Annotated in this window: 14 protein-coding genes; 11 read left to right on the forward strand and 3 right to left on the reverse strand. The window is 68.9% G+C overall.

All coding sequences use genetic code 11. The annotated features are described in order from the left end of the window. Position 1 precedes the first annotated feature (1 nt). A complete protein-coding gene (gene arsC, locus ACSFBM_RS10110; protein ID WP_435484219.1) occupies positions 2-382 on the forward strand; it encodes an arsenate reductase (glutaredoxin) in 381 nt (126 codons plus the stop codon). 4 nt (positions 383-386) lie between these two features. Here the strand turns inward: arsC and queG are convergent, their stop codons facing one another. Continuing rightward, a complete protein-coding gene (queG, locus tag ACSFBM_RS10115; protein WP_435484220.1) occupies positions 387-1,460 on the reverse strand; it encodes a tRNA epoxyqueuosine(34) reductase QueG in 1,074 nt (357 codons plus the stop codon). Here queG and tsaE point away from each other — a divergent pair. The 3 genes from tsaE to ACSFBM_RS10130 all read left to right on the forward strand — a co-directional run bounded on the left by tsaE (position 1,446) and on the right by ACSFBM_RS10130 (position 3,906). Continuing rightward, the gene (gene tsaE / locus ACSFBM_RS10120) at positions 1,446-1,952 is read left to right on the forward strand and encodes a tRNA (adenosine(37)-N6)-threonylcarbamoyltransferase complex ATPase subunit type 1 TsaE (protein ID WP_435484221.1); all 507 of its coding nucleotides are present in this window, start codon (positions 1,446-1,448) and stop codon (positions 1,950-1,952) included. The genes queG and tsaE overlap by 15 nt on opposite strands. Then, the gene (locus tag ACSFBM_RS10125; protein WP_435484222.1) at positions 1,949-3,469 is read left to right on the forward strand and encodes an N-acetylmuramoyl-L-alanine amidase; all 1,521 of its coding nucleotides are present in this window, start codon (positions 1,949-1,951) and stop codon (positions 3,467-3,469) included. The genes tsaE and ACSFBM_RS10125 overlap by 4 nt, the downstream gene beginning before the upstream one ends. Before the next feature lie 152 nt (positions 3,470-3,621). Further along, complete coding sequence (locus tag ACSFBM_RS10130) at positions 3,622-3,906, forward strand: glycine zipper domain-containing protein (protein ID WP_435436650.1); 285 nt, start codon at positions 3,622-3,624, stop codon at positions 3,904-3,906. Between the two features lie 67 nt (positions 3,907-3,973). On the opposite strand, the gene ACSFBM_RS10135 is transcribed toward ACSFBM_RS10130, so the two are convergent. After that, on the reverse strand, positions 3,974-4,636 hold the full coding sequence (locus ACSFBM_RS10135; RefSeq protein WP_435484223.1) for a DedA family protein: 663 nt from the start codon (positions 4,634-4,636) through the stop codon (positions 3,974-3,976). Between the two features lie 47 nt (positions 4,637-4,683). On the opposite strand from ACSFBM_RS10135, the gene ACSFBM_RS10140 reads away from it, so the two are divergent. The 5 genes from ACSFBM_RS10140 (at position 4,684) to ACSFBM_RS10160 (ending at position 10,103) form a co-directional block, all read left to right on the forward strand. Then, entirely contained in the window at positions 4,684-5,181 is a 498-nt protein-coding gene (locus ACSFBM_RS10140; protein ID WP_435484224.1) for a GNAT family N-acetyltransferase, read from the forward strand. Positions 5,182-5,265: 84 nt separating this feature from the next. Continuing rightward, on the forward strand, positions 5,266-7,170 hold the full coding sequence (mutL, locus tag ACSFBM_RS10145) for a DNA mismatch repair endonuclease MutL (protein ID WP_435484225.1): 1,905 nt from the start codon (positions 5,266-5,268) through the stop codon (positions 7,168-7,170). A 189-nt stretch (positions 7,171-7,359) separates the two neighbouring features. After that, positions 7,360-8,334, forward strand: coding sequence for an alpha/beta hydrolase (locus ACSFBM_RS10150; RefSeq protein ID WP_435484226.1), 975 nt, complete (start codon positions 7,360-7,362; stop codon positions 8,332-8,334). 90 nt (positions 8,335-8,424) lie between these two features. After that, positions 8,425-9,453, forward strand: coding sequence for a tRNA (adenosine(37)-N6)-dimethylallyltransferase MiaA (gene miaA, locus ACSFBM_RS10155; RefSeq protein ID WP_435484227.1), 1,029 nt, complete (start codon positions 8,425-8,427; stop codon positions 9,451-9,453). After that, entirely contained in the window at positions 9,450-10,103 is a 654-nt protein-coding gene (locus tag ACSFBM_RS10160) for an ABC transporter ATP-binding protein (RefSeq protein WP_435484228.1), read from the forward strand. Before miaA ends, ACSFBM_RS10160 begins: the two co-directional genes overlap by 4 nt. Before the next feature lie 19 nt (positions 10,104-10,122). On the opposite strand, the gene ACSFBM_RS10165 is transcribed toward ACSFBM_RS10160, so the two are convergent. Then, positions 10,123-11,088 (reverse strand): threo-3-hydroxy-L-aspartate ammonia-lyase, encoded by a 966-nt coding sequence (locus ACSFBM_RS10165; protein WP_435484229.1) that lies wholly within the window; start codon positions 11,086-11,088, stop codon positions 10,123-10,125. A gap of 116 nt (positions 11,089-11,204) precedes the next feature. Between ACSFBM_RS10165 and ACSFBM_RS10170 the strand changes: the two genes are divergently transcribed. Together ACSFBM_RS10170 and ACSFBM_RS10175 are read left to right on the forward strand one after the other, a co-directional pair. Further along, on the forward strand, positions 11,205-11,912 hold the full coding sequence (locus tag ACSFBM_RS10170; protein WP_435484230.1) for a GntR family transcriptional regulator: 708 nt from the start codon (positions 11,205-11,207) through the stop codon (positions 11,910-11,912). Continuing rightward, complete coding sequence (locus ACSFBM_RS10175; RefSeq protein WP_435484231.1) at positions 11,909-12,784, forward strand: phytanoyl-CoA dioxygenase family protein; 876 nt, start codon at positions 11,909-11,911, stop codon at positions 12,782-12,784. Before ACSFBM_RS10170 ends, ACSFBM_RS10175 begins: the two co-directional genes overlap by 4 nt. Position 12,785: the final 1 nt, after the last annotated feature.

The raw sequence follows: 12,785 nt of genomic DNA on the forward strand, positions 1-12,785 counted from the left end.
CATGACCGCACGCACCCCCACCACCGCCTACCCGATGACGATCTTCCACAAGCCCAACTGCAGCACGTCGCGCAACGTGCTGTCGTTGATCCGCGAAAGCGGCGTGGAGCCCGAGATCGTGCTGTACCTGGAAGCGCCGCCCTCGAAGAAGAAGCTGCGTGAACTCGCCAAGGCCATGGGCATGGGCCCGCGCGACCTGCTGCGCACAAAGGAAGCGCCCTACGAGGAACTGAAGCTGGCCGACGAGACATTGACCGACGACCAGCTGTTCGACGCCATCGTCGCGCACCCGATCCTGCTGCAGCGCCCCATCGTGGTGTCGCCGCGCGGCACGCTGATGTGCCGCCCGTGGGAACGCGTGCGCGAGATCCTGCCCGCCTGAGTATTCAGCTGCCGGCCTGCTGCGCCAGGCCCCAGGCCACGTGCTCGCGCACGAGCTCGCTGTCGTGCGAGGCCCGTGTCGCGAGTGCTTCTTGCGCCCCGCCCTCGCCCGCTTTCGCCGCATTGCCCAGCGCCACCGCGATGTTGCGCAGCCAGCGCTCATGCCCGATGCGGCGGATCGGGCTGCCCTCGGTGCGGCGCAGGAAGTCTTCTTCGGTCCAGGCGAACAGCTCGGCCAGCGTGCGGCCGGTGAGCCCTTCGCGGGCATCGAAATCGGGCAGCGTGCTTTTCTTCGCGAACTTGTTCCAGGGGCAGATCAGCTGGCAGTCGTCGCAGCCGTAGATGCGGTTGCCCATGAGCGGGCGCAGCTCGGCCGGAATCGGTCCGCCGTGCTCGATGGTGAGGTACGAGATGCAGCGCCGCGCATCGAGCCGCCGCGGCGCGACGATGGCCTGCGTCGGGCACACGTCGATGCAGGCACTGCAGCTGCCGCAGTGCGCGGTGACGGGCTCGCTCGGCGGCAGCTCCATGTCGACGTAGATCTCGCCCAGGAAGAACATCGAGCCCGCGTCTCGGTCGAGCACCAGCGTGTGCTTGCCGCGCCAGCCCTGCCCGCTGCGCGAGGCCAGCTCGGCTTCGAGCACGGGGGCCGAGTCGGTGAAGGCGCGATGGCCGAAGGGGCCCACCTCTTCGGCGATGCGCTCGGCCAGCCTGGCGAGCCGGTTGCGCAGCACCTTGTGATAGTCGCGGCCCCGCGCATAGACCGACACGATGGCCTCGCCGGGGCGCGTGAGCCGGTCGAACTCGACGGCCTGCCATTCGGGCGAGGTGTCGCGCGGCAGGTAGTCCATGCGCGCGGTGATCACGCTCACCGTGCCCGGCACCAGCTCGGCCGGGCGGGCGCGCCGCGTGCCGTGCGTTGCCATGTATTGCATCTCGCCGTGGAACCCATGGGCCAGCCATTGCATCAGACCGTGCTCGGCGCTCGATAGATCGACGCCCGCGATTCCGATTTGGGAGAATCCGAGATCCCGGGCCAAGGCCTGAATACGAACAACGAGTGGATGGCTGACGATCACTTGCCGATTGTAGAAACGCAAACGAGCACCCGCACCCTGTGCTGGCGCAGCGAAGACGACACCGACGCCTTCGCGCGCGCACTCGCGGGCTCGCCGGCCGTGCGCGACGCTTTCATCGCGCTGCATGGCGACCTGGGCGCGGGCAAGACGACCTTCGTGCGCCACCTGCTGCGCGCGCTGGGCATCGAGGGGCGCATCAAGAGCCCCACCTATGCCGTGGTGGAGCCGCACGAGGCGCCCGACGGCCTGCAGATCTTCCATTTCGACTTCTACCGCTTCGCCGACCCGCGCGAATGGGACGACGCGGGCTTTCGCGACATCTTCGCGGGCCCCGGGCTCAAGCTGGCCGAATGGCCAGACAACGCCGCGGGCCGTACCCCACCTGCCGACCTCGCTATTAAAATAGAAGCAATGACTGACGACACACGCAGCGTGACCCTCCTCGCGAACACCCCTCGCGGCCGCGATCTGCTGGCGCGCATCGCCGCATGAAGGCGGGCGGCCTGAAACGGCGCGTGCTGCTGCAAGGCGGCAGCATCGCGCTGATGCTCGGCGTGCACCAGATCGCGCGCGGCGCTTCCATCCTCGCCGTGCGGGTGTGGCCCGCCGCCGACTACACCCGCGTGACCATCGAGTCCGACGCGCGCCTCAATTCGCAGCAGCTCGTGGTGGGCAGCCCGCCGCGGCTCGCGGTGGACATCGAAGGCATCGACCTCAACCCCGAACTGCGTGAGCTGGTCGGCAAGATCAAGCCGGGCGACCCGTTCATCAACGGCCTGCGCGTGGGGCAGAACGCACCGAAGGTGGTGCGCATCGTGTTCGACCTGAAGCAGGCCGTGGTGCCGCAGGTGTTCTCGCTCGCGCCCGTGGCCGCGTACAAGCACCGGCTGGTGCTCGACCTGTATCCCGAGCAGGCCGTCGACCCGATGGAAGCACTGATCGCCGAGCGGCTGCGCGACGCGCCCCGTACGGCAGGCAGTGCAACAGGCAATTCAACGGGCAGCTCGGCCATGGCCGGCGCGGCCCCCACGCCCGCACCGCCGCCCCCGCCCGGCGTGCCGGTGCGCCCCGCGCCCCCCGCCGGCGACGCGCTGGGCGACCTGATAGCGCAGCAAGCCATGCGCCCCGGTCCTCCCACGCCGCCGCCGCCGGTGGTGGCCGGCGCCGACCGGCCGGGCCCACCGCCGGTGCTCGTGGCACCACCGCCCGTCAGGCCCCTGCCGCCGCCGATGCCACCGGCTGTGGCGGCGGCCCGGGGCGGCACCGCCACCGCGAGCCGCACCGACCGAATCATCATCGTGGCGCTCGACCCCGGCCACGGCGGCGAAGACCCCGGTGCCATCGGCCCGGCGGGAACGCGCGAGAAAGACATCGTGCTGCAGGTGGCGTTCCGCCTGCGCGACCGCATCAATGCGAGCAGCGTCAACGGCAACCCGATGCGCGCCTTTCTCACGCGCGACGCCGACTTCTTCGTGCCGCTGGGCGTGCGCGTGCAGAAGGCCCGCCGCGTGCAGGCCGACCTGTTCGTGAGCATCCATGCCGACGCCTTCACCACGCCGGCCGCACGCGGTGCGAGCGTGTTCGCCCTGAGCCAGAGCGGCGCGTCGAGCAGCGCGGCACGCTGGATGGCCAACAAGGAAAACGACGCCGACAAGGTGGGCGGCGTGAACGTCGGCGGCCACGAGGCGCAGGTGCAGCGCGCGCTGCTCGACATGAGCACCACCGCACAGATCAACGACAGCCTGAAGCTGGGCGGCGCCATGCTCGGCGAAATCAAGGGCATCGGCGCGCGGCTGCACAAGGGCCAGGTCGAACAGGCCGGCTTCGCAGTGCTGAAGGCGCCGGACATTCCCAGCGTGCTGGTGGAAACCGCGTTCATCAGCAACCCGGAAGAAGAAGCCAACCTGCGCCGCGTCGACTACCAGGAAAGCCTGTCCGATGCGCTGATGCGCGGCATCCAGCGGTACTTCTCGCAGAACCCGCCGTTGGCCCGCAGCCGCCAGCTCTGATTCAGGCGCCTGCCTTGCAAACTCTAGGCAGGCCCTGCTGTCCCACGGCTGCCGGCCTGTGACACCGCACAGCCAGGCGCGGCAGGCTCCTACACGGCGACAACAGGGGCGTTGGCCATGATTGACCCATCACTCTTCGAAAGGTGGACATCATGAACACACGTCTCTGGATCGCTGCAGCCGCAGCCACTTCGGTCATGACGATTGCAGGCTGCGCAAGCGGCCCCAACCAGAACCTCGGTACTGGCGTCGGTGCAGTGGGCGGTGCGCTCGTGGGCAACGCCATCGGCGGCAACACGGCCGCCACCGTGGGTGGCGCTGCCATCGGCGGCATCATCGGCAACCAGGTCGGCCGCAATGCCGACGAGCGCAACTACAACCGCCAGCGCTATCCGCAAGGCAGCGGCTACTACCCGAGCAACGGCCCGAACTACTGATCGCCAGCCGGCTTGAACGAAAAAACGCGCCCTCGGCGCGTTTTTTCATGGTGGAGAAGAAAGAAGATCAGGCTTGGGCGGCCGCACGCGCCTTCTCGGCCTTCGACGCGCGCCATGCGCCGAAGATGGCCAGCAGGCCCGGAATGAAGATCAGCGCCCAGATGATCTTGTCCAGGTGCTGGCGCACAAGCGGCAGGTTGCCGAAGAAGTAGCCGGCTGTTGCAATGCCGAGCACCCAGATCAGCGCACCGACCACGTTGAACATGGTGAACTTGGCGCGGCCCATTTCGGCCACGCCGGCCACGAAGGGCGCGAAGGTGCGAATGAACGGCATGAAGCGCGCCAGCACGATGGTGATGCCGCCATAGCGCTCGTAGAAGGCGTGGGCCTGGTCGAAGGCCTTGCGGTTGAAGAAGCGCGAGTTCTGCCACTGGAAGACCTTGGGCCCGAAGAAGCGGCCGATGGAGTAGTTGCACTGGTCGCCCAGGATGGCCGCCGCAATCAGGATGCCGCAGGCCAGCGGGAAGCTCATGAGCCCCGCGCCGCACAGCGCGCCCACGATGAAGAGCAGCGAGTCCCCGGGCAGAAACGGCATGACGACCGCCCCGGTTTCCACGAAGACAATGAGGAACAGCAGCGCGTAGACCCAGGGGCCGTAGGCAATGACGAAGGCCTCGAGGTGTTTGTCGACGTGCAGGATGAAGTCGACGAGAAAGCTGATGATTTCCATGGGCGCGGATTATCCTTGTTGAAATCGAACGCTCCCTGAATCACCCCATGCTGCACATTCGCCTTGCCACCGACACGGACTGGCCCGCACTCTGGTCGTTCCTCGAGCCCACATTCCGCCGCGGCGACACCTACACCTTCGCGACCGACGTCACCGAGGCCGAGGTCCGCCACGCGTGGATGACCTTGCCCGCCGCAACCTTCGTGGCCTGCGACGACCAGGGCGCGGTGCTGGGCACGTACGTGATCAAGCCCAACCAGCCGGGGCACGGCGCGCATGTGAGCAACTGCGGCTACGTGGTGTCGGAGGCAGCGCGCGGGCTGGGGGTGGCCTCGGCGTTGTGCGAACACTCGCAGCAGGAGGCGGTGCGCATGGGCTTTCGCGCGATGCAGTTCAACTTCGTGGTGTCGACCAACGAAGGCGCGGTGCGGCTGTGGCGCAAGCTGGGCTTTGCCATCGTGGGCACGCTGCCGGGTGCGTTCCGGCATCCGCAGCGCGGGTTCGTGGATGCGTTCGTCATGTTCAAGCAGTTGCTGCCGCACTGAATCGTGCGCGCGGGGCTTTGGGGTCGGGCCGGACCCGATGCCCCGCCGGCCGCGCCGGCGCCACCTCGCTCCTAGAATGCCCCGGTGAGCGCCCTCCCCACCCCCAGCACCCCCATCGAACGCCGCCCGATCCGCGAGCTTCCCGACGAACTGATCAGCCAGATCGCCGCCGGTGAAGTGGTCGAACGGCCCGCCTCGGTGGTGCGCGAACTGCTGGACAACGCGCTCGACGCGGGCGCGAGCCACATCACCGTTCGGCTGGCATCGGGCGGCGTGCGGCTGATCTCCGTCGAGGACGACGGCCTGGGCATTCCGCGCGAAGAACTCACGGTGGCCTTGCGCCGCCATGCGACCAGCAAGATCGCGAGCCTGAACGACCTGGAAACGGTCGGCACCATGGGCTTTCGCGGCGAGGCGCTCGCGGCCATCAATGCGATTGCCGAGCTGAGCATTCTTTCGCGCTTCACCGGCGCCGACACCGCGTTCTCGCTCGACGGGCGCACGGGTGAGCTGCGGCCGGTGGCGCGTGCTGCCGGCACCACGGTCGAGGTGCGCGAGCTGTTCTTTGCCACACCCGCGCGCCGCAAGTTCCTGAAGACCGACGCCACCGAACTGGCCCACTGCATCGAGGCCGTTCGCCGGCATGCGCTGGCGCGGCCCGAGGTGGGCTTTTCGGTCTGGCACGACGGCAAGCTGGTCGAGCAGTGGCGCGCCGCCACCACGCGCGAGCAGCGTCTGGCAGACGCGCTGAGCGACGACTTCGTCACGCAGAGCGTGGCAGTCGATCGCACCGGCGGCCCGGTGCGCGTGGTCGGGCGCGCCGGCATTCCCGACGCGGCACGCTCGCGCGGCGACCAGCAGTTCTTCTACGTCAACGGGCGCTTCGTGCGCGACAAGGTGCTGTCGCACGCCGTGCGCAGCGCCTACGAAGACGTGCTGCACGGCCAGCGCCAGCCCATCTACGCGCTGTACCTGGAAATCGATCCGGCGCGGGTCGACGTGAACGTGCATCCGACCAAGATCGAAGTGCGCTTTCGCGACGGGCGCGAGGTGCACCAGGCGGTGCGCCACGCGATCGAGGACGCCCTGGCCGCCCCACGCGCCGGCGACGCGCTCGCGCCATCGGCCGCGCAGCAGCCGTTTTTCAAGGAAAGCCAGCTCCCAACGAGCGCCAGCTGGTCGCAACCCGCTATGAATTTCGTAGCGCAGGAGCGCGGCGCGGGTGATTTCGAGGCGATGTGGCCCCAGCGCACGGGGCAGTCCGTGCCCGCACAGGAATCCGGCGCACTGCCATGGTCCGCGCCAAGTGCGTCGCCAACTGCGTCACCAATGGCGTTCCGCGCCCCCATCGGGCTGCCATCGAGCCCCGGCGCCGGCCCCGCATCCATCACCACCAACGAGGAGGCCTGGCCGCTGGGCCGTGCGCTCGCGCAGCTGCAGGGCATCTACATCCTGGCCGAGAACAGCCAGGGCCTCGTGATCGTCGACATGCACGCGGCGCACGAGCGCATCGTCTACGAGCGGCTGAAGACGCAGCTCGACGGGGCCGCCATCGGCAGCCAGCCGCTGCTGATCCCGGCCACTTTCGCGGCCACGCCGCAGGAAGTGGCCACCGCCGAGGCCTGCGCCGACGTGCTGCCGACGCTGGGCCTGGACATCACGCCCTTCTCCGCGCGCACGCTCGCGGTGCGCGCCGTGCCCTCGACGCTGGCCGACGGCGATCCGGTGGAGCTGGCGCGCAGCGTGCTGGCCGAGCTGGCCCAGCACGACGCCAGCACCGTGGTGCAGCGCGCGCAGAACGAATTGCTCTCCACCATGGCGTGCCACGGGGCCGTGCGGGCCAACCGCAAGCTCACCATCGACGAGATGAACGCACTGTTACGCCAAATGGAAGCAACAGAACGTTCGGACCAGTGCAACCACGGCCGGCCGACCTGGCGCCAGCTGTCTGTTCGGGAGCTCGACGCGCTGTTCATGCGCGGCCGCTAGGGTTTTCGGCGCTTTTTTCAGGGTTTTCGAGGGTTTTGGACGGTCATCCGCACAGCGGGCACGCACGTTGCATAGGTTCACAAAGCGCCAATGAGCGTTGTTTGAGGGGGTTACCAAAGTGCAATGTCGGCGCACGGCGGTAGGAGCAGATGAACTTTTACGCCGACTTCGCTGTCCCTCAACCCCATGATGAAACGCTGGCCCCTCCTCGCGTCTGTCTTCTCGCTGTGTGCCCTGCTCGCCGCCGGTTGCTCGACGCTCGACGCGCAGCAGCGTGAGTGGATCTTCCAGCCCAGCGACCGCAGCTGGGGCAACACCGCCACCATGACCCAGGGCATGGAGGACGTGTGGATCGACTTCCAGTCCTCCCTCACCGGCGAGCCGGCTCGCCTGCACGGCCTGTGGCTGGGCGGCGCACCGGAGACCACCGACACCCCCGTGCTGCTGTACCTGCACGGCGCGCGCTACAACGTGGCCGGCTCCGCACCGCGCATCCAGCGCATGCACGAGCTGGGCTTTTCTGTGCTGGCCATCGACTACCGCGGTTTCGGGAAGAGCTCCAAGGGCCTGCCCTCCGAGGAATCGGCCCGCGAGGACGCCCGCGCCGCCTGGACCTGGCTGGCCGCGCGCCACCCCAAGCAGCACCGCTACATCTTCGGCCACTCGCTGGGCGGCGCCATCGGCATCGACCTGGCCGCGCACGTCAACGACGAGAGCGGCACCATCGTGGAGAGCACCTTCACGTCCATCGCCGACGTGGTCAGCAGCTTCAAGTGGGGCTGGCTGCCCTTCGGCCCCTTCATCACGCAGCGCTTCGATGCGATCGACAAGGTCAAGGACATCGGCGCGCCGCTGCTCGTGGTGCACGGCACGGCCGACAGCCTGATCAACCCGACGCTGGGACGCAAGCTCTACGACGCGGCCACGGTGCCCAAGCAGTTCGTGCTGGTGGAAGGCGGCTCGCACCACAACACCAACTCGATCGGCGAGACGCAATACCGCGCCGCGCTCACGCAGCTGTTCCGCATGAAGCCGGAGAACATGGTCGCCAGCAACGGCGGCGTGCCGCGCCCGACGCCCAAGCTTGCACCGCCGGCCGCCGGCGGGCTCACACCGCAGGACGTGAGCGGCAAGGTGCGGCCGCCGGTGCCCGCGGCCATCTGACGCACAAGGGAACGGCACCAGCCGGCACCGGCCTCCCTTGAAGCCCCGGTGCCCAGCCGGGCACGCGCCATTTGCTACCCTCGGCGCACCATGTCCCCCAGCTACGTTCCGGCCGCCGAGGCCGCTCCCCCGGCAGCGCCTGGCGCTGCCCCTCGCCAAGCCCCCCCGCGCTATGTCGCGCTCGCAGGCCCCACGGCCTGCGGCAAGACCGCCGCCGCACTCGCGCTGGCCCGCCTGCAGCCCATCGAAATCATCTCGGTCGATTCGGCCCTGGTCTACCGCGGCATGGACATCGGCACCGCCAAACCCACTGCGGCCGAGCAGGCCGCCGTGCCGCACCACCTGATCGACATCCTCGATGCGCGCGAGAGCTACAGCGCCGCCGCCTTCGTGGCCGACGCCACGCGGCTCATCGAGGAGATCCGCGCGCGCGGCGCGCTGCCGCTGCTGGTGGGCGGCACCATGCTGTACTTCAAGGCGCTGTTCGATGGCATCGACGCAATGCCGGCGGCCGACGCCGCGGTGCGAGCCCAGATCGACGCCGAGGCAGCCGCGCTCGGCTGGCCCGCCATGCACGCGCGGCTCGCCGTGGTCGACCCGGTGACGGCCGCGCGGCTGGCGCCGCAGGACAGCCAGCGCATCCAGCGTGCGCTCGAGGTGTGGGCCAGCAGCGGGCAGCCGCTGTCGAGCTTTCACGCGAGCGACAACAAGACGGCCCGGCCCGTGGAAGGCGGCGTGCTGTTCTCGCTGGAACCGGCCGATCGCGCGTGGCTGCACGCGCGCATCGCCGAGCGCTTCGACGCGATGCTCGCGGCCGGCTTTCTCGACGAAGTGCGTACGCTGCGCGCGCGCGGTGACCTGACGACCGACCTGCCCTCGATGCGCTGCGTCGGCTACCGCCAGGCCTGGGAAACGCTGGCCGCCTGCGGCGATGCGGCGCCCGACGCCAAGGCCATGGCCGACCTGCGCGAGCGCGGCATCGCCGCCACGCGCCAGCTCGCCAAGCGGCAGGTCACCTGGCTGCGCAGCATGCCGCAGCGCACCGTGATCGCCTGCGACGCCCCCGACGCGGTGCAGACCGCCGTTCAACTGATCGCCAAGACCACCCAAGCCGGATGACGCTGCGCATTACCAACCTCGGCAAGCACTACGGTGAATCGCCTGTCTTCGAGAACGTGACGCTGGCCGTCGAGCCCGGCGAGTTCGTCGCCATCGTGGGGGAGTCGGGTGTCGGCAAGTCGACGCTGCTCAACTGCATGGCCGGGCTGGACAGCTGGGACCAGGGCACGGTGACGCACGACGGCACCGACATCGGCGCGCTCGACGGCGAAGCCTGCGCGCTCTGGCGGCGCAGCCATGTGGGCTTCGTGTTCCAGGCCTTCCATGTGCTGCCGCACCTGGACGTGGCGCAGAACGTGTCGCTGCCGCTGATGCTGCTGGGCGAGAAAAACAAGGACGACCAACGCGTCGCACGAATGCTCGACGCCGTGGGCCTGCCCGGCATGGGCGCGCGGCTGCCGCAGACGCTGTCGGGCGGCCAGCTGCAGCGCGTGGCCATTGCGCGCGCGCTGGTGCACCGCCCCGCCCTGCTGCTGGCCGACGAGCCCACGGGCAACCTCGACCCCTCGACCGCCGCCAAGGTGATGGACCTGCTGATCGGCCAGACCCGCGAGCACGGTGCGTCGCTGGTGCTGGTGACGCACTCCGAAAGCGCGGCCGCCCGAGCCGACCGGCTGCTGCACCTGACGGCGACCGGCATCCGCGCCTGACCGGCTTGCCGCTTGCTGCTTACTGCGGCGGCGCGATCAGCGCGGCAAAACGCGACAGGTCGACGTTGCCGCCGCTGATCACGATGCCCACGCGCTGGCCCGCAATCGCCTGGCCCGCCGCGATGGCGCCCGCGAAGGCGAGGCAGCCGGTGGGCTCCACCACCATCTTCATGCGCTCGGCGAAGAAGCGCATCGCGTCGACGAGTTGCTCGTCGGTCACGGTGAAGATGTCGTCCACGTCGCGGCGGATGATGCCGAAGGTGTATTCGCCCAGGTGCTGCGTCTGCGCGCCGTCGGCGATGGTCTGCGGCGTGGGGATGTGCACGATCTTCCCTGCGCGAAAAGACTGCTGGCCGTCGTTGCCAGCCTCGGGCTCCACGCCGTAGACCTTGCAGTTCGGCGCGAGCGCGCGCGCCGAGAGCGCCGAGCCCGACAGCAACCCGCCGCCGCCGAGGCACACGAACAGGTGGTCCAGCGGGCCGGTCTCTTCGATCAACTCCTTCACCGCCGTGCCCTGGCCCGTGAGCACATCGGGATGGTCGTACGGCGGAATCATCGTCATGCCGCGCTCCTGCGCGAGCCGCTTCGTCAGCGCCTCGCGGTCTTCGGTGAAGCGGTCGTACATCACCACTTCGGCGCCGTAGCCCTTGGTGGCGGCCACCTTGGCGGCGGGCGCGTCCCTGGGCATGACGATCACGGCCGGCATCGACAGCAGGCGGGCCGACAGCGCGATGGCCTGCGCATGGTTGCCCGACGAGAAGGCGATCACGCCGCCCTTGCGCTGCGCGGCATCGAACTTGGACAGCGCATTGAATGCGCCGCGGAACTTGAACGCGCCCATGCGCTGGAAGTTCTCGCACTTGAAGAAGAACTGCGCGCCCCAGCGCTCGTTGGCGGTGGTCGATTGCAGCACCGGCGTGCGGTGGGCATGGCCTTCGAGCCGCGCGGCCGCGGCGATGACGTCGTCGTAGGTAGGTAGTTGCATGGGTCCGAGCTTAGCGGCGGCTTGCAATTTTTTGCAGCCCCGATGGGTAAAAACCCGGTAGGCGCGGCAGCCCCGAAGTTCGTACTCTGTATACAGAGTTCAAAAAGAGGTTCGCAATGCCCGCCCAGCTCGTCAGCATCGAGGTCGCACCCGACCTCGTCGACCAGGTGTACCGCGCCCTGCTCGGCGCCATCAGCAGCGGTGCGCTCGCCCCAGGCGAGCGCCTCACGCAGGAGGACATCGCGCAACGCCTGTCGGTCTCGCGCCAGCCGGTGCTGCAGGCGTTGCGGCTGCTGAAGAAAGACGGCTTCGTGCTGGACGCGCCCGGCCGCGGCGTGCTGGTGGCGCCGCTGGAGGCCGAGGCGATGCGCCAGGTCTACCAGGTGCGCGGTGCGCTCGATGTGCTGGCCGCGCGGCTCGCGGCGCAGCAGCGTTTTCGCATCGACCCGAAGCTCATCGAGCGTGGCCGGCGCGCGGCGCGCGGGCGCAACGTCGAAGCCATGATCGACGCCGACGTGGCCTTCCACCAGGCCATCTACGAAGCCTCGGGCAACCCGCTGATCGGCCAGAGCGCCAGCCCGCACTGGCGCCACCTGCGCCGCGCGATGGGCGCGGTGCTGCAGGCCGAGCCGCAGCGCGAGACGCTCTGGGACGAGCACGAGGCCATTGCCGCGGCCATTGCCGCGGGCAACGCGGACCGTGCGGCGCGCCTGAGCGAAGCGCACGTCGCGCAAGCCAGCGAGTCACTGAGCCGGCGCCTGACCGAGCAGTTGGCGCGCATCGCATCCGCATCCACCCCCACCCACAAAGGAGACAAGGCATGAAGCTGACCCTGGAGCAACGCGCGCAGTTCGAGCGCGACGGCTACCTGTTCTTTCCCGGCCATTTCTCGGCCGAGGAAACCCGCGCGCTGACCGATGCGGTGCCCGATCTGTACAGCAAGCGCGAGGCCTTCAACGTGCGCGAGAAAGGCTCCGACGCGGTGCGCACGAACTTCGCGGCGCACCTCATCAGCGAGCCCTTCGCGCGCCTGGCGCGCCACCCGCGCATGGTCGGTCCGGTGATGGACCTCTTCGAGGAAGAGGTCTACATGCACCAGTTCAAGATCAACGGCAAGATGGCCTTCGAAGGCCAGGTGTGGCAGTGGCACCAGGACTACGGCACCTGGCTCAACGACGACCTGATGCCCACAGAGCGCGCGATGAACGTGGCCATCTTCCTGGACGACGTGAACGAGCACAACGGCCCGCTGATGTTCATTCCGGGCAGCCACCGCAAGGGCGTGGTCGATGCGAAACATGACCTCACGACGACGAGCTATCCGCTCTGGACCGTGGACAACGAGCTGATCGCGCAACTGGTCGACCGCGCCGGCGGCAAGGACGGCGGCATCGTCTCGCCCAAGGGCCCGGCGGGTTCGATGATCCTGTTCCACAGCTGCCTGGTGCATGCCTCGGGCAGCAACCTGTCGCCCTTCAACCGCGTGGCGGTATACCTGAGCCTGTGCGCCGTCAGCAACCACATCCGGCGCCACAAGCGGCCCGAGTACATCGCGCACCGCGACTTCACCCCCATCGAGATGCTGCCCGACGACTGCCTGCGCGAGCCCTACCCCGTCGACGTGCCGTGGAAGGACGGCCTGCCCGAGAGCGCGCTGCGCACCTCGCTCGATGTGATCGAACCCGTGGAGGCCTGAA

Source organism: Variovorax pasteuri (genome assembly GCF_051216435.1).
GTDB lineage: Bacteria > Pseudomonadota > Gammaproteobacteria > Burkholderiales > Burkholderiaceae_C > Variovorax.

Coding starts and splice junctions, on each gene's coding strand:
- ACSFBM_RS10160 (WP_435484228.1), top strand. CDS start 9,450: ATGACGCTGCGCATTACCAACCTCGGCAAGCACTACGGTGAATCGCCT.
- tsaE (WP_435484221.1), top strand. CDS start 1,446: ATGGCTGACGATCACTTGCCGATTGTAGAAACGCAAACGAGCACCCGC.
- ACSFBM_RS10125 (WP_435484222.1), top strand. CDS start 1,949: ATGAAGGCGGGCGGCCTGAAACGGCGCGTGCTGCTGCAAGGCGGCAGC.
- ACSFBM_RS10175 (WP_435484231.1), top strand. CDS start 11,909: ATGAAGCTGACCCTGGAGCAACGCGCGCAGTTCGAGCGCGACGGCTAC.
- ACSFBM_RS10135 (WP_435484223.1), bottom strand. CDS start 4,636: ATGGAAATCATCAGCTTTCTCGTCGACTTCATCCTGCACGTCGACAAA.
- arsC (WP_435484219.1), top strand. CDS start 2: ATGACCGCACGCACCCCCACCACCGCCTACCCGATGACGATCTTCCAC.
- ACSFBM_RS10130 (WP_435436650.1), top strand. CDS start 3,622: ATGAACACACGTCTCTGGATCGCTGCAGCCGCAGCCACTTCGGTCATG.
- ACSFBM_RS10140 (WP_435484224.1), top strand. CDS start 4,684: ATGCTGCACATTCGCCTTGCCACCGACACGGACTGGCCCGCACTCTGG.
- ACSFBM_RS10170 (WP_435484230.1), top strand. CDS start 11,205: ATGCCCGCCCAGCTCGTCAGCATCGAGGTCGCACCCGACCTCGTCGAC.
- ACSFBM_RS10165 (WP_435484229.1), bottom strand. CDS start 11,088: ATGCAACTACCTACCTACGACGACGTCATCGCCGCGGCCGCGCGGCTC.
- ACSFBM_RS10150 (WP_435484226.1), top strand. CDS start 7,360: ATGAAACGCTGGCCCCTCCTCGCGTCTGTCTTCTCGCTGTGTGCCCTG.
- miaA (WP_435484227.1), top strand. CDS start 8,425: ATGTCCCCCAGCTACGTTCCGGCCGCCGAGGCCGCTCCCCCGGCAGCG.